The following is a 17,988-nucleotide window of genomic DNA, read 5'->3' as shown; positions in this document are numbered from 1 at the left end:
GCGACGGCTTGGCACGCCGGGGGGTCGGGCGTATGCTTCGGAATCACTTGCGACCTGCGGAGCCCCGGCCGACGCGCCGGTCCGCCCCGACCGTGAAGATGAGGCCATGCCGCTTTCGACCAGCCAGCCGAGCGCCGAGACCGAAGCGACCCTCCTGGTCGTGGAGGACGACGAGAACATCTGCGAGCTGCTCGCCACGTCGCTGCGGTACGCCGGGTTCGCCGTCCACGCCGTGGGCTCGGGCGACGAGGCCCTCCGCTCGGTCGCGCGGCACCGCCCCGACCTGGTCGTCCTCGACGTGAACCTGCCCGACTTCGACGGCTTCGAGGTGGTGCGCCGGATGCGCTCGGGCTCGGACCACACGCCCGTGCTCTTCCTCACCGCCCGCGACGACACCGCCGACACCGTCACCGGCCTGTCGGTCGGCGGCGACGACTACATCACCAAGCCGTTCGCGCTCGAAGAGGTCGTCGCCCGCATCCGCGCGGTCCTGCGCCGCTCCTCCGGCGAGCTCCCGCGGCCCTCGCGCCTCCAGTACGCCGACCTCGAACTCGACGAGGAGACCCACGAGGTGTGGCGCGCGGGCAAGGCCGTGCAGCTCTCGCCCACCGAGTTCAAGCTCCTGCGCTACTTCATGATCAACGCCGGGCGGGTCCTGTCGAAGGCGCAGATCCTCGACCACGTGTGGCGCTACGACTTCCGCGGCGACGACGGCATCGTCGAGTCCTACGTCTCCTACCTGCGCCGCAAGATCGACACCGGGGAGCCCAAGCTCATCCAGACGCTCCGCGGCATCGGGTACGTCCTGCGGGAGCAGCATCGTTGAGCACGCCCCGCGTCATGGAAGGCGTCCGCGACAAATGGGACCGCACCCCGCTGCGGGTGCGGCTCACCGCCGCCGTGCTCGTGCTCGTGGCCGGCTCGCTCATCCTCATCAGCGTCTCCACGATCCTGGCGCTGCACTCCTACTTCCTCGGCACCGTCGACGAGGAGCTGGAGGCCCAGCTCCTCAACTTCAGCCCCGACGTCTTCGACCCCGAGGACATGGAGGACGACGACGGCACGCCCGCGGTGCGGCCCGAGCAGTACGTGTTCTCGATCCTGTACGGGGAGGGGAACCGCTTCGACCGGCCCACCGACCGCGCCGACTACCCGGTGTTCGACTACGACGACCTGGTCGCGGCCGACGGCGAGGCGTTCACGGCGCTCTCGGCGGACGGCACCACCCGGTGGCGGGTCCTGGGCCTGACCGGCTCGATGGTCGGCACGAACGACCCCGACTACGACCCCGAGGACCACAACCTCCAGGGCGACGCCTACTACGTGCTGTCCTACAAGCTCGCGCACTTCGACAAGACCGTCGCCGGCCTCGTCTGGGTCGACCTGCTCATCGGCGCGGGCGTCCTCGCGGGCCTCGCGGCGATCGGGGTGGGCCTGGTGCGCGCGAGCCTGTCGCCGCTGCGGCAGATCGAGAACACCGCGGCGATGATCGCGGCCGGGAACTACTCCCGGCGCGTCCCCGAGCACGACCCGGCCACCGAGGTCGGGCGCGTGGGACGGGCCATCAACTCGATGCTCACCAAGGTCGAGGGGGCCCTGCGGGCCCGCGAGTACTCCGAGCAGCGCGCGCACGACTCCGAGGAGCGGATGCGCGAGTTCATCGCCGACGCCTCTCACGAGCTGCGGACGCCGCTGACGAGCGTGCGCGGCTACGCCGAGCTGGTGCGGTCGAACCCGCAGATGCCCGAGGCCGACCGGCAGCACTACATCCGCCAGATCGAGGAGGCCGCCAAGCGCATGGGCCTGCTCGTGGGTGACCTGCTGCACCTGGCCCGGCTCGGGCAGGAGCGGCCGGTCGAGACCGAGCCGGTGGACCTGGCGCCGCTCGCCCACGAGGCGGTCACCGCGCACGCGGTCATGGCCGAGGACCACGAGCTGAGCTTCACGTGCGTCCCCGGTTCGGCCACGGTCGTGGCCGCCGACCGGGCCCGCATGCGGCAGGTCCTCGACAACCTCCTGTCGAACGCGCTGCGGCACACGCCCGCGGGCACGCACGTGCGCGTCGAGCTCGCCTCCGAGGACGGCACGGTGCTGCTCACCGTGGCCGACGACGGCCCCGGCATGGAGCAGGGGACCGCCGACCGGGTCTTCGAGCGGTTCTTCCGCTCCGACGCGGTCGTCCACCCCGGCTCGGGGCTCGGGCTGTCGATCGTGGCGGCCATCGTCAAGGCCCACGGCGGGACCGTCCAGGTCGCCTCCCGGACCGGCGAGGGCACCGCGTTCACCGTGCGCCTCGCGGCCGAGCCCACCGCGGAGCCGGACGGCGAGCCCGACGCCGAGGACGAGCCCGGGGCCTGAACCTCGGAAACCTCTGAGGTCCGCGTCCGCGGCCCCCGCCCGCGCGGCGCCGCCCGACCCGTCTGACCAGTGCGCCCGCATCTGGACCGGCTGCTCATCATTAAAGGGTTTTAAGGCGTTTTCGCAGCGGACCGAGAGCTGGGCCCGGCATGCTGCCTTACATGAGCAACACTGAGAGCACCAAGGGCCCCGAGGGGACCGAACCCAAGGGCCCCGACGGGGCTCCGACGAACCCTCCGGCGCCGCAGCCGCTTCACGACGACCCCGACCAGCCGCTCGCCGAGCGCCGCGACCCCGAGCCGAGCCTGCCCCCGGCAGCGCTGGTCGCGCCCGGTCCGGTCCCGCAGGCCGACTCGCACCAGGCCCACGCCCCGCACCCGCAGCAGCCGGGCCACCCCACCGGGGGCCTGCCCACCGACCAGACCCGCGTCCTGCCCGCCGGCGCGCCCGCGCCGGCCCCGCACGGCGCCCCGCACATGGCGGCCCCGGGCTGGCAGCCCTCGCAGGTCCCGCCCATGTACCAGGGCCACGGCGCCGCCGTGGCCCCGCCCCGGCCCCGCGGCCGCGGGCGGCTCGTCGCCGGGGCGCTCGCCCTCGCGCTCATCGCCGGCGGCGCCGGCGGCGTGGGCGGCTGGTTCCTCGCCGACCGCGACGGCGGCACCACCGTCGTGGAGTCCGTGTCGATGAACGCCGGCGAGGGCCTCACCTACACCGACATCGTCAACAAGGTCAGCCCCTCGGTCGTCACCATCGTCACCGACGCCGCCGAGGGCTCGGGCGTCGTCTACTCCGACGACGGCTACATCGTCACCAACAACCACGTCGTCGACGGCGCCCAGTCCGTGGAGGTCCGCTTCTCCGACGGCACCACCACCGACGCCGAGATCATCGCCACCGACTCCACGCAGGACCTCGCCGTCATCCAGGTCTCGGGCGTGGACGACCTCTCGCCCGTCGCCTTCGGCGACTCCGACTCCATCCAGGTCGGCGACGCCGCCGTGGCCATCGGCTCCCCGCTGGGCCTCGAAGGCACCGTCACCACCGGCATCGTCTCAGCCCTCGACCGGTCCATGACCGTCGCGGGCGAGGAGTCCCCGGGCTTCCAGCAGCAGTCCAGCTCCACGCTCACCGGGCTCATCCAGACCGACGCGGCCATCAACTCCGGGAACTCCGGCGGCGCCCTCGTCAACGGCAACGGCGAGCTCATCGGCATCAACACCGCGATCGCGACCACCGACTCCGGCTCGATCGGCCTCGGCTTCGCGATCCCCTCGAACACCGTCCAGAGCGTGGTCGAGCAGCTCATCGAGGGCGGCTCGGTCGAGCAGGGCTACCTCGGGGTCTCGGTGGCCGACACCGACGGCAACGGCGCCATGGTCCTCAGCGTCGAGGCGGGCTCGCCCGCCGAGGCCGCCGGGCTCCAGGAGGGCGACATCATCACCGCCGTCGACCAGAACCCCGTGACCAGCGCCTCCGAAGTGGTCGCCGCGGTCCAGGGCACGGCCTCGGGCACCGAGGTCGCCATCACCTACACGCGCGACGGCAAGGAGGAGAGCACCAGCGCGACGCTCTCCGCCTCGTAGACGCGCACGCGACGCGGCCCCGGGCGGGATGCCCGGGGCCGCGGTCGTCTCGTCTCCAGCGGTCCGCTACTGCGGCGCGGCGGTGCCCGCCTGGATCGCGGCCCGCACCGGGCGCAGCTCGGCGGGCGGCTGGCCCGTGTCGATCCACTCCGCCAGGCGGTCGCGGTCGACGATGAGCACCCCCAGCTGGCGTGCGACGGCCTCGTTGCGCGCCGCGTGGTGCATCCAGTGCAGGTTCGCGTTGGTGATGATGACGCCGGCGTCGCAGTCCCAGCGGGCCTTGATCTCCCCGCCCAGGATCTGGACGTGCCGGTTGCCGTTGCGGCGGCGCAGCTGCTTGTCGTCCTTCTTGGCGCGCACGATGATGCGCTTGCCGTTGGTGAAGGTGACCACGAAGTTGCAGCCCAGGTCGTTCTTGCGGTGCCCGAACTTCTTGACGCGCTTGGCGTCCAGCCCGACCAGGAGCTGGCCGACCATGACGTCGAAGTCGGGCATGTTCATGCGGTCGACGCCGCGCATGAGCTCGTGGCGCTCGGCGGTGAGCGCGCGGTCCCGGTGCTCGTGGCCGCGGCTGCGGAAGAGGAACCAGCCCGCGAGTGCGGTGCCCCCCAACAGGATCGCCACCGACGCGAACCATGCCCAATGGTCCGCTATGAATCCCAGAACGTAGTAGCCGATGATGAGAGCGGCGAGACCCGCTCCGACTCTGAGGATCACGGACAAGGCGGCCTCCATTAGGTTCAGAGGGCTTGCGGTTAGCGTTATGTCGCCTGTGTTGTGACTATAAGTATCCGTTACCGTTCGCTCACGCGTAAGGGCAATGTCCGGTACCCGACAGCATGACGCGGCATCTTGCATGTGCGGCCCGTCGCGGCGCGTTCACCGGGCCCCGCCCCCGCCGCCGTTGGTGGGGGATACTGGCCTGGTGTCGACTTCAACTTCGGGCGTTTTGGTGCTTCTCGGTGCGCCACTGGGAAATCCAGAGGACGCCTCGTCTCGCCTCCGGACCGAGCTCGGCCTGGCGGACGTCATCGCCGCAGAGGATACCCGGCGGCTGCGGCGGTTGCTCAGTGAGCTGGATGTGGTCCCAGGGGCGCAGGTCACCTCGTACTTCGAGGCCAACGAGACCGGGCGGACCGCGACCCTGCTCGAACAGCTGCGCGAGGGCAAGCGGGTCGCGGTCATCACCGACGGCGGCATGCCGTCGGTCTCGGACCCGGGCTTCCGCCTCGTGCGCGCCGCGATCGACGCCGGAGTGGCGGTGACCTGCGCGCCGGGCGCGAGCGCGGTGACGACGGCGCTGGCGCTGTCGGGGATGCCGTGCGACCGGTTCTGCTTCGAGGGGTTCGCCCCGCGCAAGGACGGCGAGCGGCGGCGGCTGTTCGGCGAGCTCGCCGAGGAGCGGCGCACGATGGTGTTCTTCGAGTCCCCGCGGCGGGTCGCGGACACGCTGCGCGCCATGGCGGAGGCGTTCGGTGCCGACCGGCCCGCGGCGCTGTGCCGCGAGCTGACCAAGACCCACGAGGAGGTCCGCCGCGGCGGCCTCGGCGACCTCGCCGAAGGCGCGGAGGCGGACCCGCCGCGCGGCGAGATCACCCTGGTGGTCTCGGGCTGGACCGGCCCGGACGCGAGCGAGGCGACCCCGGAGGCCATGGCCGCCGCCGTCGCCGCCCTGGAGGCCGCCGGCACCGACCGCAAGGCCGCGATGAAGGAGGTCGCCCTCCGCTACGGCGTGAGCCGCCGGGACGTCTACGACGCGGTCCTGAAGGCCGCAAATCCGGAATGACGGATATGTCCCCTAAGGGACCCCTGGCACAAAAGTACCCGCAGGGTATGACATTCCCTGTGCCGCAACGGAAGCGAGCGAAGCTCACAACTCGTCGAACTTGAAGGTCTTCCACGAGATGAGGCCGACGAGCGCCGCGAAGGCGGCGAGGAAGCCGATCTGCGGGAGCACCGCCGAGGGCGGTTCGCCGTAGACCACGACCGACTGGAGCGCCTCGTTGAGGTACCGCATCGGCGAGGCGTACGAGAGCCACTGCACCCACTGCGGCGAGAGCGCCAGCGGGTAGAACGCGCCCGACACGAACGCCATCGGCATCGTCACCAGGTTGCTCAGCCCGGCCGCGGCCGGGCTGGTCTGGGCGATGCCGCCGATGACGACGCCGATCGCGAGGAACGCGAACGTCCCCAGCAGCACCAGCGGCGCCGCGAACCACGTCCACGCCGACAACCGCAGTCCGAAGGCCACGGCCGCGACCGCGAGGAACACCGCGGTCTGGCCGATCGCGACCACGAGGTTCACCGAGACCTTCGCACCCAGGAACGTCTTCACCGACGCGGGCGTCAGCCGCAGGCGCCGCAGGAGCTTGTCGCGCTTCCAGTCCACGATCGTGCCGGCCGCGCCGAACACGCCCGAGATCGCCACGCCCCACGCCAGGATGCCCGGCGCGAGGTACTGGATCGGCTGGAGCGCACCGCCGTCGGCCTCCTCGACGTCGGTGGCGAGCACCGTCTCGCCGGGGGCCGCGGCCGACAGGACCTCGACGTTGACGTCGTCGACGAGCGCCGAGAGCCGCCCTTCGGCGATGGCGCCCCCGGTGGCGTTCGTCGCGGACGGGTAGATCCGCACCACGGCGCCGTCCTGGACCACCGCGGCGTCCGCGTCGCCCTCGCGGAGCATCGCCAGCGCCGCGTCGAGGTCGGGCGCGGAGGAGACGGCGAACTCGTCGGCGTCGGCGCCGTCGAGCACGGCCACGTCGCCGACCGCGACGATCCGCGAGGCCGCGGTGTCGCCGGAGCCGAACACGCTCGCGAGCAGCACCATGAACATGAGCGGCAGGAGGATCGTGAAGAAGATCTGGCTGCGGTCGCGGATCCACCCGCGGCCGAGGGCCTTGAACAGGCTCAGGAAGGCGCGGCCGCGCGGCGCGCGCACCGCCTCGCGCTCTGCCGTCGCGGTCATCCGCGCCACTCCCGTCCGGTCACGTGCAGGAATACGTCCTCGAGGTTCGCGGTGCGCACCGCCAGGCCCTCCAGGGCCCCGTCGGAGGCGAGCGCGGTGAGGAGCTTGCGGGGGTCGCGGGTCTCGAACACGACGGTGCCGTCGCCGCCGGTCACGGTCTCGCCGGAGGCGAGTTCGGCGATCCGCTCGTCGGTGAGCTGCCCGGAGGCGATGGTGACGCGGGTGGGCGCGTCGAGCTTCCGGATGAACCCGGCGGGGGAGTCGACGGCCTTGACGCGCCCGGCGTCCATGATGGCGACCCGGTCGCACAGCGCCTCGGCCTCCTCCATGTAGTGGGTGGTGAGCACCACGGTGCGGCCCTCGGCGTTGATGGCGCGCATGAGGTCCCAGAGGTTGCGGCGGGCCTGCGGGTCGAGGGCGGCGGTGGGCTCGTCGAGGAACACCAGCTCGGGGTCGCCGACGAGCGCGCATGCGATGGAGAGGCGCTGCTGCTGGCCGCCGGAGAGCTTCTCGCAGCGCACGGCCGCGTGCTCGGCGAGCCCGACGGTCTCGAGCATCTCGGCGGCGCGGGCCTTCGTGGCGCCGTAGAGCTCGGCGAAGGTCTCGATCTGCTCGCGGGCGGTGAGGAACTCGAAGAACGCGGACGCCTGGAGCTGCACGCCGAGGCGGCGGGTGAGGTCGGGGGAGTGCGGCCACGGCGAGCGGCCGAGGAGGCGCACCTCGCCGGAGTCGGGGCGGCGCAGGCCCTCGACGATCTCGAGGGTGGTGGTCTTCCCGGCCCCGTTGGGGCCGAGGATGCCGAAGAACTCGCCGCGCTCGACGCGGAAGCTCACGCCGTCGACCGCGCGGACCTCGCCGGTCCGGCGGCCGCGGTAGGTCTTGCGGAGGTCGGCGACCTCGATGGCGGCGTCCATACAGGCAAACCTAGAGGATCGGGCGATGTGACCGGGTTCTCGGCCGGGCGGACGGTGTTCGCGACCGGGCGGGGTGCGGCGGTGCGGGCTGAATATGAACGGCGGTTCCGGGGCAAGTCGGGCGTTCGCAGGCACCCCCGGCTCAACAGTGCCCGACGGGTACGACGGTGCGAGAAGGGTGGGGCGGCCTCGCCGGACGGGACCGGCCTGCCGCTTTCACACCCTCCGTAACAGGACCGTGAGGCGATCTTCACGGGCCCGGTACGGAGGCCGCACGTCCAGGCAACGCCGCTCGCCGAAGGTGGCCGCATGACATCGACACTGACGCCCCCGGCCGGCACGGCCGCCCCCCGCAGAGGCTGGATCTCGGACTGGCGCCCCGACGACGAGGGCTTCTGGCAGTCGACCGGCCGCCGCACCGCCCGGCGCAACCTGGTGTGGTCGGTGCTCGCCGAGCACCTCGGCTTCTCGGTGTGGACGATGTTCAGCATCATCACCCCGTACCTGGCCGCCTCCGGTTACGACTTCAGCGTCGGCCAGCTGTTCTGGCTCACCGCGGTCCCGAACCTGGTCGGCGCGTTCCTGCGCATCCCCTACACCGCGGCGGTGGCCGTCTTCGGCGGCCGCAACTGGACGATGATCTCCGCGGGCCTCCTGGTCGTCCCCACCGGGCTCCTCGCGTACTGCGTCATGACCCCGGGCACGCCCTACTGGATGTTCATCGTCGCCGGGGTCACGGCCGGGTTCGGCGGCGGGAACTTCGCCTCCTCGATGGCGAACATCTCGTACTTCTACCCGGAGCGCCACCGCGGCTCCGCGCTCGGCGTCAACGCCGCGGGCGGCAACATCGGCGTCGCGGCCGTCCAGTTCTTCGGGCCCCTCGTCATCGGCGCCGCGATCCTCGGCTCCTCCCAGGGCTCGAACGACGCCGGGCAGCCGTTCTACCTGCACAACGTGCCGCTGCTGTGGCTGGTCCTGGCCGTGTTCGCCGCGGTCATGGCCTGGCGCGCCATGGACAACCTGTCGGTCTCGCGCACCTCGATCCGCGAGCAGCTGCCCGCGCTCACCCGCAAGCACACCTGGATCATGAGCGTCCTCTACATCGGCACGTTCGGGTCGTTCATCGGCTACTCGTTCGCGTTCCCGCTCGTCATCAAACTGACGTTCCCGGAGTTCAACGCCCTGTGGATCGCCGCGCTCGGCCCGCTCGTCGGGTCCCTGGTGCGCCCGGTCGGCGGCTGGTTCGCCGACCGCCTCGCCGGCGCCCCCATCACCTCCGCCGCGTTCGCCCTCATGGCGGTCGGCGCGATGGGCGCCGTCTGGGGGATCAACACGGGGTCGTTCCCGCTGTTCTTCACCGCGTTCATGCTCCTGTTCGTCTCCAGCGGCATCGCGAACGGCTCCACCTACCGGTCCATCCCGGCGATCTTCCAGGCCGAGGCCGCAGCCGCGGCCGGGGGGCGCCCGGGCGAGGCCGACGTGCTCCGGGCCAAGAAGCTCACCGCCGCCGCGCTCGGCTGGATCTCCGCGATCGGCGCGTTCGGCGGGTTCCTCGTCAACCAGGGCTTCCGCATCGCCAACGAGACCACCGGCTCGGTGGTCCCCGCGATGTGGGCGTTCGTCGGCGCGTACGCCTTCTTCCTGGCCCTCAACTGGTGGTGCTACCAGCGGACCGTCCTCGTCGCGAAGGCCCCGAGCCTCGCCTACGCCAAGGTCTGACCCGGCGCCGGTGTCCGCGCCCGCAATCGCCGCACACCGGTGATTGCGGGCCACTTAGCATCCCGGAAACACCGCTCACGCGCCCCTGAAACGACTCCTGGGCACACTCGCTCCATGTCGCGAACCCCCAGCTCCGCCCGACCGTTCGTCTCCCCGGACGCGAACGGCCCCGCCCCGCAGGACCCCTCGCGCACCCGGCTCCCCGTGCTCCGCACCGCCGACACCCACTGCCCCTACTGCGCCCTCCAGTGCGGCATGCGGCTCGAAGAGGACGCCGACGGGACCGTCACCGCGGCCCCGCGCGGCGGCGGCATGTGCAAGAAGGGGTGGACCTCCCCCGAACTCCTCGACCACCCCGAGCGGATCACGCGGCCCCTCCTGCGCGGCGAACCCGTCTCCTGGGAGACCGCCCTCGACCACGTCGCCGACCGGGTCCGCCGCGTCCAGGCCGAGCACGGGGAGGACGCCGTCGGCGTCTTCGGCGGCGGCGGGCTCACCAACGAGAAGGTCTACCAGCTCGGCAAGTGGACCCGCCTCGCACTGGGCACCAAGCACATCGACTACAACGGCCGCTTCTGCATGTCCTCGGCCTCCGCGGCTCTCAACCGCTCCTTCGGGATCGACCGCGGCCTCCCCTTCCCCGCCGAGGACCTCAAGGACGCCGAGGTCGTCGTCCTCGTCGGCGCCAACCCCGCCGAGACCATGCCGCCGTTCATGCGGTTCCTCACCGGCGCCGAACTCGTCGTCGTCGACCCGCGCCGCACCGCCACCGCCGAGACCGCCCAGCTCCACCTCCAGCCCGTGCCCGGCACCGACCTCGCGCTGGCGAACGGCCTGCTGCACATCGCGATCGAGCAGGGCTACCTCGACCACGACTACATCGGCGCGCACACCACCGGGTTCGACGAGGTCCGCCAGACCGCCGCCGGGTACTGGCCCGCGTTCGTCGAGCGGATCACCGGCGTGTCCGTCCCCGACCTGTACGCCGCGGCCCGCCTCATGGCCGGCAAGCGCACCGTGCTCCTCACCGCGCGCGGCTCCGAGCAGCACGCGAAGGGCGTCGACACCGTCACCGCGTGGATCAACCTCGCCCTCGCCCTCGGACTCCCCGGCCGGCCCTCCTCCGGGTACGGGTGCCTCACCGGCCAGGGCAACGGCCAGGGCGGGCGCGAGCACGGCCAGAAGGCCGACCAGCTCCCCGGGTACCGGATGATCACCGACCCGGCCGCGCGCGAGCACGTCGCCGCCGTGTGGGGCGTCGACCCCGGCACCCTGCCCGGCGCGGGCGTCTCCGCGGTCGAACTGCTGCGCAAGTGCGGCGACGAGGTCAAGATGCTGTTCGTCCTCGGCTCCAACCCGGTCGTGTCCGCGCCGCGCGCCGCCCGCGTCGCCGACCGGCTCAAGGACCTCGACTCGCTCGTCTCCTTCGACTTCGTCATGTCCGAGACCGCCCGCCTCGCCGAAGTGGTCCTCCCGGTGACGCAGTGGGCGGAGGAGGACGGCACCATGACCAACCTCGAAGGCCGCGTCATCCGCCGCCGCACCCTGCGCCCCGCCCCTGACGGCGTCCGCTCCGACCTGTGGATCATGAAGGAGCTCGCCGCCCGCCTCGACGCCCCCGGCACCTACTCCACCGACCCGGAGGCGATCTTCGCCGAACTCGGCCGCGCCTCCGCGGGCGGCAAGGCCGACTACTCCGGACTCTCCTACGCGCGCTTGGAGGAGCGGTCCTTCCAGTGGCCGGTGCCCGCCGCCGACCACGAGGGCACGCCCCGCATGTTCACCGACCTCACGTTCCCCACCCCGGACGGGCGGGCGCGCTTCATCGCCGTCGACCACCGCCACCCCGCCGAGCGCCGCGACAGCGTCTACCCCCTGTACCTGACGACCGGCCGCATCCTCACCCAGTACCAGTCCGGCGCCCAGACCCGCCGCATCGGCTCCCTCGACGGCGGCCAGTTCCTCCAGATCCACCCCGACACGGCCGTGCGCCACGGCATCGGCGACGGCGACCTCGTCCGCGTCACCTCCCGCCGCGGCTCCTACACCGCGCCCGCCCTGCTCAGCGCCGACATCAGGCCCGACACCGTGTTCAGCCCCTTCCACTTCCCCGGCGCCGAGAACGCCAACGCGGCCGTCTCCGACGTCCTCGACCCCGTCAGCCGCATGCCCGAGTTCAAGGTCTGCGCCGTCAAGATCGCCCCCGCGCCCCGGTAGCGCGCCGCAGGATCTGTGCGGCGGCCGGGCCGACGGCTGGCCGTTCGCATCTTCGAGATGCGTTAGCCCCAAGGGGAAGACAGCGAATCCGGTCGTGTGGTGGGTGCGGCCGGACCTGACTTTCGTCAGGGTTCCGGGCCGCGAAAGATCGGTCTTAGGACGGAGACGGTCCGGTCGAAAGACCCATGCGGGACAGGCGCTCCGGTTTCTACGGTTGAACGGCGGCCGGGCCACACGGCCCGGCCGACCAGGCCATCGAGACCGCACCGCACCGCGCCGCGCTCGGGCCACACCGGACCGGACCGGACCGCACCAGATCAGGAGCCCTGCCTTGCAACGACACGTCGAACGCGCACTCCTCGCCGCCACCGCGCTGGCCGTCACGGGCGCGCTCACCGCCTCCACCGCGAACGCCGAGACGACCGGAGGGGACGCTGCGGGCGCCGCCGAAGCCGCGGTCCCGGTCCTCGACGTCCCCGCTCCCGGCGGTGGTTTCGCGACCGGGACCACCCGGCTCCACCTCGTGGACGAAGGCCGCGAGGACCCGTGGGTCCCCGGCACGGACCGGGAGCTCATGGTCACCATGTGGTACCCGACCGCCGAGACCGACGGGCCGACCGCCCCGTACATGTCCCCCGAGGAAGGGGCCCTGTTCGGCGCGCAGCTGAACCTCCCCGGCGAACTGCTCTCCTCGGTCACGACGAACTCCGTCGCCGACGCCGAACCGCTCGCCGACGACGGGACCCTCCCGCTCGTGATCCTCTCGCCCGGGTTCTCGTTCCCGCGCGCCACGCTCACCGGCCTCGCCGAGGAGTTCGCGAGCAACGGCTACGCCGTGGCCGCCGTGGGCCACAACTACGAAGCCCCGATCACCTTCCCCGACGGCCGCACCACCGAATGCCTCGCCTGCGACATGGACAACGTGGACGAGGTGGCCCGCACCCGCGGCACCGACCTGTCCTTCGTGCTCGACGAGCTCACCGGCGACGACCCGGCCTGGGATGACGCGGGCGTCATCGACGCCGACCGCGTGGCCGTCGGCGGGCACTCCATCGGCGGCGCCGGCAGCCACCGCGCCATGGCCGCCGACGACCGCTTCGACGCCGGGTTCAACCTCGACGGCACCTTCTTCGCCCTCGACCCGCACAAGCTCGACCGGCCGTTCATGATGGTCGGCGCCGAGGTCCACGGCCAGCCCGGCGAGGACAAGAGCTGGGACAAGGCGTGGGAGAAGCTCCGCGGCTGGAAGCGCTGGATCACCGTCGACGGCACCACCCACAGCTCCCTGACCGACTTCGGCCCGCTCGGCGAGCAGGCCGGACAGAACGCCGACGAACTCGACGGGTACCGCGCTAACGAGATCGCCCGCGCCCTCATCGTCGGATTCGTCGACGCGCACCTGCGCGGCGAGACCGAACCCGTCCTCGACCCGAGCACCGACTGGCCCGAGCTCGAGTTCCACAAGTACTAGGGCAGGAAGAGTTGCGGCGCGAGCGCATCGGGGGCGCGCCGCCTCCGGCGGGGCCGCGAGCGGCCGGTGAACCCGCCCTGAACGGGTGCGCATCGCCGGCCGTGCCGCAAGCGGCCCGGGGCCGATCCCGAAGGGGAGTGCCTGGAGCACGGGCCGCGCCGAGCGCCGTGATCGAGCTTCACCTTCGACCGCGCCGAGCGCCGTGATCGAGCTTCACCTTCGACCGCGCCCGTACCCAAGACCCGCAAGGGGAACCAGAGTGCCCGGCCGCGCATCGCGCGGCCGGGCGACCTCGTGTCCGTTCTCGGGCGGGCCTCATCTCGTTCGCAGGCACGGCCGTCGTGAGGTCACGCTCCTCTGAGCCGCTGGGGGAGCAGGAACTCCTGGGTCTCCTCGGCCACCGGGCGTTCGACCACCTCGATCGGGCCGGCCGCGGCGATCACCGCGACCACTTCGTCCACCAGGCGCGGCGGCGCCGAGGCGCCCGCCGTCACGGCGACCACCGCGGCGCCCTCCAGCCAGGACGGGTCCACCGCGGCCGCGTCCTCGACCAGGTGCGCCGCGGTGCCGCTCGCGACCGCCAGCTCCACCAGGCGGTTCGAGTTCGACGAGTTCGCCGACCCGACCACCAGCACCAGGTCCGCCTCCGCCACCACCGCGGCCACCGCGGCCTGGCGGTTGCTCGTGGCGTAGCAGATGTCCTCGGCCCCTTGCCCTCTGATGCGCGGGAACCGCGAGCGCAGCGCCGCCGCGATCTCCTCCACTTCGGACACCGACAGGGTGGTCTGGCTCAGGTACGTGACCCGCTCCTCGTCCTCCACCCGCAGCGCCGCCGCCTCGGCCGCGCTCGGCACCAGGAGCGTCCGGCCCGGGGCCACCCCCATCGTCCCGACGACCTCCTCGTGCCCCTCGTGCCCGATGAGCAGCACCGTGTCCCCGGAGTCGGCCGCGCGCCGCGCCTCCGCGTGCACCTTCGCGACCAGCGGGCACGTCGCGTCGACCGCGTCCAGCCCGCGCCGCGCCGCCTCCGCCTCCACCGCCGGAGCGACCCCGTGCGCGCTGAACACCACCAGCGCGTGCTCGGGCACCTCGTCCAGCTCCGAGACGAACACCGCGCCCCGCGCCTCCAGGTCCGCCACCACATGCGCGTTGTGGACGATCTGGTTGCGCACGTACACCGGCGGGCCGTGCCGCTCCAGCAGTCGCTCGACGATCTCGATCGCCCGCTCCACGCCCGCGCAGAACGACCGCGGCGCGGGCAGCAGGACCCGGCGCATCCTCGGTACGGCGGGACCGGAGCCCATTAACTGGCCCTGCCGACGGTGCTCGCCGCCAGGCTCGCGAGCGCCTCCACGCCCTCGTCGCGCAGCCGCCGGCCCGCGAGGCCCCTCGCGGCCGCCGCGGTCAGCGACTCGGCCGCGCGCTGGCTCGCCGTGCGGCCCCCGCAGGACTCCACGAGGTCGGCGGCGCGGCGCAGGCCCTGGTCGTCGAGGGGGCCGTCCGCGCGGTAGATCCGGGCCAGCTCCAAGGCGTCGGCGTGCCCCGAGCCGAGCGCGGCGGTCACCGGCAGCGACTTCTTGCGGTTGCGCAGGTCGGAGTAGACGGCCTTGCCGGTGACGGCCGGGTCGCCCCAGATCCCGAGCAGGTCGTCGACGTGCTGGAACGCCAACCCGAGCCGGAACCCGAAGTCCCGCAGCGCCTCCACCTGCTCGGGGGTCCCGCCGCCGAACAGCGCCCCGAGCGCGGTGGCGCAGCCCATGAGCGAGGCGGTCTTCGCCTCGCTCATCGCCACGCACTCGGCGAGGTCGACCTGGTCGCGGTCCTCGAACCGGGTGTCGGCGAGCTGGCCCTCGATGAGGGCCCGCACGGTCTGCGCGAGCAGCCCCGCCCCGGCCGCGGCGCGCTCGCCGCCGGCCTCGGCCAGGCACTCGAAGGCGAGCGCGTGGAGCGCGTCGCCGACGAGGATCGCGTCGTTGACGCCGAAGGCCTTCCACGCGGTCGGCCGGTGCCGGCGCAGGTGGTCGCGGTCGATGATGTCGTCGTGGATGAGGGAGAAGTTGTGGACCATCTCCACCGCGACGGCGGCCGGGACGGCGTCGCGCCAGTCGCCCGAGACGGCCGTGGCGGCGAGGAGCGTCAGGAGCGGCCGCAGCGCCTTGCCGGAGTTGGCGTCGACCGCCGCTCCGGCCTCGTCGGTCCACCCGTAGTGATAGGCGGTGATCCGGGCGGCGGGGGCGGGGAGCCGGGCCGCGGCCGCGCGGAGCCCGGCGTCGATCGCCGCGCGCTCGGCGGCGTACTGGTCGGTCAGGACGGTCATGCGGGGGCCTCCCTCTCGATGGGGTCCCCGGGGGTGCTCGGGCACCCCCGGTGTCGGGCCCGGGCGGCCGCGGGGGTGCGGTCCGCGGCCGCCCGGACGGTGCGAACTGCGGGCTAGCGTCCGATCTCGACGTGCTCGAGGATGCCGAGCGCGTCGGGGACGAGGACCGCGACCGAGAAGTAGGCGCTGACGAGGTACGACATGACGGCCTTCTCGTCGATGCCCATGAAGCGCACCGAGAGTCCGGGCTCGTACTCGTCGGGCAGGCCGGTCTGGTGCAGGCCCACGACGCCCTGGTTGTCCTCGCCCAGGCGCATCGCCAGGATCGAGGTGGTGCCGGCGGAGGTGATCGGGATCTTGTTGCACGGCAGGACCGGCACGCCCCGCCACGCGACGGCCTCGCCGCCCTGGAAGCTCGCCAGCGGCGGGTACAGGCCCCGCTTGTTCAGCTCGCGGCCGATGGCGGCGATGGCCTTCGGGTGCGCGAGGATCACGCGGGTGTCGCGGCGCCGGGAGATGAGCTCGTCGAGGTCGTCGGGCGTCGGCGGGCCCGAGCGGGTCGGGATGCGCTGGTTGAGCGCGGCGTTGTGCAGGAGCCCGAACTCCCGGTTGTTGATCATCTGGTCCTCCTGCTGCTCGCGGAGGGCCTCGACGGTGAGGCGGAGCTGCTGCTCCATCTGGTTCATCGGCTGGTTGTAGAGGTCGGCGACGCGGGTGTGGACGCGCAGCACGGTCTGGGCGACCGACAGCTCGTACTCGCGCGGGGCGAGCTCGTAGTCCACGAACGTCGTCGGCAGGTGCGGTTCGCCGGTGTGGCCCGCGGCGATGTCGATCGCGGACTCGCCGTGCTTGTTCGTCTTCGCCGAGCGGCCCGCGCGGAACCGCTCCAGGTGCGACCCGAGCGCGGGGATGCGCTCGACGAGCTCGGCGACCGCGGCGGCCGGGAGCGTCAGGACCGTGACCGGGGTCGCGGCGATGACGTCGTTGCCCCACACCGGGGCGTCCTCGGTGAGGACCTCGTCGCCGAAGTGGTCGCCGTCGACCAGGACTCCCATGGAGAACCGGTCGCCGAACTTGCCCTCCCCGAACTGCTCGACCCGGCCGTGCGCGACGAGGTGCAGGCCGTCGACCGGCGCCCCCTGCTGCGCCAGGTGCTCGCCCGCGCCGATCTCGCGCTGCTCGAAGCGGTCGGCGAGCGCGGCCAGGACCTCCTCGTCGTCGATGCCGCGCAGGTGGGCGATCTCGCCGAGCTCGGTGGGGATGACGCGGACGGCGTCGCCCTCGGTGCTGAACTCGACGCGGCCGTCGCCGACGGTGTGGGTGAGGCGCCGGTTGACCCGGAACGCCCCGCCCTGGGTCTGCACCCACGGGAGCACCTTGAGGAGCCACCGGGAGGTGATCTCCTGCATCTGGGGGGCGGACTTGGTGGTGGTGGCGAGGTTGCGGGCGGCGGCGGTGCTGAGGCTGGTCGGGGTCTGGGGGTGCTGTCCGTTGGAGGTCTGCTGGGGGACGACGACGGCGTCGGTCATGTGAACACGTCCTTCTGGATACGAGGTCGCACTTCGCGGCGGTCAAGGCTCGACTAGCATCATATTGCCTGTTGGGGCCGAAACTCCAATAAATCACTCAAAAGAGTTGATCGTGCGCATAGTTCGCGTCTATGTAGTCGAAGCGCTCAACCGCGGTCTCGTACGCCACCGGGTCGGTCGCCCCGCTCCGGCTGAACGGGTACTCCAGCTGGTAGGTCGCGAACAGCATGAGCGCCACCATCCCCGAGATGAGCCCCACCAGCACGTACTGGTACTTCCGCGTCGGCGTCCCCAGCGTCAGCATCACCGCGAACACCAGGATCGCGCCCGGCACCAGCACCGTCCACATCGCCGCGCTCAGGCCCCGCTGGGCCTGGAGCAGCCGGTCGGTGCGGTACTCGGTGATCGCCAGGACCCCGTCCTCCGCGGCCGTCAGCCGCGCCTGCACCACGTCGTCGTCGGTCTGCGCCCCCGCCACCGGCGCGCGCATCGCGTCGAGCAGGATCAGCCCCTCGGTGGACACCGGCTCCTGGTCGCGCATCGCCGGCCACTCCTCCTCGATGACCTCGTCGGTGTAGGCCCGCACCGCCTCCCGCACCTCGTCGCGCTGGTCGGGTTCGAGCGCGGCGGCGGCCCAGTAGACGTCGACGAGCTCGTTCGCCTCCCGGTAGGTCACCTGCCCCGCCTCCTCCTTGTTCTCCCACGCGGTGATGAGGACGAACGCGAGGACGATCGCGTACAGGACGGTGAGGAGCTCGAAGATCGTCGTCCCGAGCTCGTTGTTGTGGGCGCGGTCGGTCGGCGGGGCGAACCGCTGGAGCAGCGCGATGACGACGCACGCCGCCGCTACGACCGTAAGGGTGAACAGGAGTCCCTGGAGCCAGATGGCCATTGATCTCACCAGACTTCGTAAAG

General features: G+C 72.4%; 14 protein-coding genes. 7 read left to right on the top strand and 7 right to left on the bottom strand.

Annotated features, from left to right (window positions below):
• Positions 1-106 precede the first annotated feature (106 nt).
• From BLS99_RS20415 to BLS99_RS20405, 3 genes are all read left to right on the top strand, one after another.
• On the top strand, positions 107-826 hold the full coding sequence (locus tag BLS99_RS20415) for a response regulator transcription factor (RefSeq protein WP_091053582.1): 720 nt from the start codon (positions 107-109) through the stop codon (positions 824-826).
• On the top strand, positions 823-2,358 hold the full coding sequence (locus tag BLS99_RS20410; protein ID WP_143034889.1) for a sensor histidine kinase: 1,536 nt from the start codon (positions 823-825) through the stop codon (positions 2,356-2,358). Before BLS99_RS20415 ends, BLS99_RS20410 begins: the two co-directional genes overlap by 4 nt.
• A 161-nt stretch (positions 2,359-2,519) precedes the next feature.
• A complete protein-coding gene (locus BLS99_RS20405; protein WP_091053580.1) occupies positions 2,520-3,941 on the top strand; it encodes a S1C family serine protease in 1,422 nt (473 codons plus the stop codon).
• Positions 3,942-4,007: 66 nt separating this feature from the next.
• Here the strand turns inward: BLS99_RS20405 and BLS99_RS20400 are convergent, their stop codons facing one another.
• Positions 4,008-4,565: a restriction endonuclease gene (locus BLS99_RS20400; RefSeq protein WP_176953460.1), complete on the bottom strand. Its 558-nt coding sequence runs from the start codon at positions 4,563-4,565 to the stop codon at positions 4,008-4,010.
• A gap of 298 nt (positions 4,566-4,863) precedes the next feature.
• On the opposite strand from BLS99_RS20400, the gene rsmI reads away from it, so the two are divergent.
• Complete coding sequence (rsmI, locus tag BLS99_RS20395; RefSeq protein ID WP_218126776.1) at positions 4,864-5,727, top strand: 16S rRNA (cytidine(1402)-2'-O)-methyltransferase; 864 nt, start codon at positions 4,864-4,866, stop codon at positions 5,725-5,727.
• 84 nt (positions 5,728-5,811) lie between these two features.
• Here the strand turns inward: rsmI and BLS99_RS20390 are convergent, their stop codons facing one another.
• Both BLS99_RS20390 and BLS99_RS20385 read right to left on the bottom strand, forming a co-directional pair.
• The gene (locus tag BLS99_RS20390) at positions 5,812-6,906 is read right to left on the bottom strand and encodes an ABC transporter permease (protein ID WP_143034888.1); all 1,095 of its coding nucleotides are present in this window, start codon (positions 6,904-6,906) and stop codon (positions 5,812-5,814) included.
• The gene (locus BLS99_RS20385; protein WP_176953459.1) at positions 6,903-7,820 is read right to left on the bottom strand and encodes an ABC transporter ATP-binding protein; all 918 of its coding nucleotides are present in this window, start codon (positions 7,818-7,820) and stop codon (positions 6,903-6,905) included. Before BLS99_RS20385 ends, BLS99_RS20390 begins: the two co-directional genes overlap by 4 nt.
• 309 nt (positions 7,821-8,129) lie before the next feature.
• Between BLS99_RS20385 and BLS99_RS20380 the strand changes: the two genes are divergently transcribed.
• The 3 genes from BLS99_RS20380 (at position 8,130) to BLS99_RS20370 (ending at position 13,227) form a co-directional block, all read left to right on the top strand.
• The gene (locus tag BLS99_RS20380) at positions 8,130-9,539 is read left to right on the top strand and encodes an MFS transporter (RefSeq protein ID WP_091053576.1); all 1,410 of its coding nucleotides are present in this window, start codon (positions 8,130-8,132) and stop codon (positions 9,537-9,539) included.
• A 255-nt stretch (positions 9,540-9,794) separates the two neighbouring features.
• The gene (locus tag BLS99_RS20375; RefSeq protein ID WP_342761290.1) at positions 9,795-11,756 is read left to right on the top strand and encodes a molybdopterin oxidoreductase family protein; all 1,962 of its coding nucleotides are present in this window, start codon (positions 9,795-9,797) and stop codon (positions 11,754-11,756) included.
• A 331-nt stretch (positions 11,757-12,087) separates the two neighbouring features.
• Positions 12,088-13,227 carry an alpha/beta hydrolase family protein gene (locus BLS99_RS20370; RefSeq protein WP_091053574.1) on the top strand — a complete coding sequence of 380 codons (1,140 nt, stop codon included), beginning with the start codon at positions 12,088-12,090 and terminating at the stop codon, positions 13,225-13,227.
• 347 nt (positions 13,228-13,574) lie between these two features.
• On the opposite strand, the gene ispH is transcribed toward BLS99_RS20370, so the two are convergent.
• The 4 genes from ispH to BLS99_RS20350 all read right to left on the bottom strand — a co-directional run bounded on the left by ispH (position 13,575) and on the right by BLS99_RS20350 (position 17,965).
• The gene (gene ispH, locus BLS99_RS20365) at positions 13,575-14,504 is read right to left on the bottom strand and encodes a 4-hydroxy-3-methylbut-2-enyl diphosphate reductase (RefSeq protein ID WP_245712340.1); all 930 of its coding nucleotides are present in this window, start codon (positions 14,502-14,504) and stop codon (positions 13,575-13,577) included.
• Between the two features lie 26 nt (positions 14,505-14,530).
• Positions 14,531-15,544 (bottom strand): polyprenyl synthetase family protein, encoded by a 1,014-nt coding sequence (locus tag BLS99_RS20360; protein ID WP_091053572.1) that lies wholly within the window; start codon positions 15,542-15,544, stop codon positions 14,531-14,533.
• A gap of 113 nt (positions 15,545-15,657) precedes the next feature.
• A complete protein-coding gene (locus tag BLS99_RS20355) occupies positions 15,658-17,073 on the bottom strand; it encodes a family 2B encapsulin nanocompartment shell protein (RefSeq protein WP_091053571.1) in 1,416 nt (471 codons plus the stop codon).
• A 97-nt stretch (positions 17,074-17,170) separates the two neighbouring features.
• Positions 17,171-17,965, bottom strand: coding sequence for a bestrophin-like domain (locus BLS99_RS20350; RefSeq protein WP_091053570.1), 795 nt, complete (start codon positions 17,963-17,965; stop codon positions 17,171-17,173).
• Between the last annotated feature and the right edge of the window lie 23 nt (positions 17,966-17,988).

Source organism: Glycomyces sambucus (assembly GCF_900102815.1).
In the GTDB taxonomy this organism is placed as follows: domain Bacteria; phylum Actinomycetota; class Actinomycetes; order Mycobacteriales; family Micromonosporaceae; genus Glycomyces; species Glycomyces sambucus.
This window is presented reverse-complemented; position numbering and strand designations above follow the sequence as displayed.

Bases quoted from the DNA above. Each gene is read 5' to 3' on its own strand.
- BLS99_RS20415 (WP_091053582.1), top strand. From the start codon at position 107: ATGCCGCTTTCGACCAGCCAGCCGAGCGCCGAGACCGAAGCGACCCTC.
- BLS99_RS20405 (WP_091053580.1), top strand. From the start codon at position 2,520: ATGAGCAACACTGAGAGCACCAAGGGCCCCGAGGGGACCGAACCCAAG.
- BLS99_RS20390 (WP_143034888.1), bottom strand. From the start codon at position 6,906: ATGACCGCGACGGCAGAGCGCGAGGCGGTGCGCGCGCCGCGCGGCCGC.
- BLS99_RS20385 (WP_176953459.1), bottom strand. From the start codon at position 7,820: ATGGACGCCGCCATCGAGGTCGCCGACCTCCGCAAGACCTACCGCGGC.
- BLS99_RS20380 (WP_091053576.1), top strand. From the start codon at position 8,130: ATGACATCGACACTGACGCCCCCGGCCGGCACGGCCGCCCCCCGCAGA.
- BLS99_RS20375 (WP_342761290.1), top strand. From the start codon at position 9,795: ATGCGGCTCGAAGAGGACGCCGACGGGACCGTCACCGCGGCCCCGCGC.
- ispH (WP_245712340.1), bottom strand. From the start codon at position 14,504: ATGCGCCGGGTCCTGCTGCCCGCGCCGCGGTCGTTCTGCGCGGGCGTG.
- BLS99_RS20360 (WP_091053572.1), bottom strand. From the start codon at position 15,544: ATGACCGTCCTGACCGACCAGTACGCCGCCGAGCGCGCGGCGATCGAC.
- BLS99_RS20355 (WP_091053571.1), bottom strand. From the start codon at position 17,073: ATGACCGACGCCGTCGTCGTCCCCCAGCAGACCTCCAACGGACAGCAC.
- BLS99_RS20350 (WP_091053570.1), bottom strand. From the start codon at position 17,965: ATGGCCATCTGGCTCCAGGGACTCCTGTTCACCCTTACGGTCGTAGCG.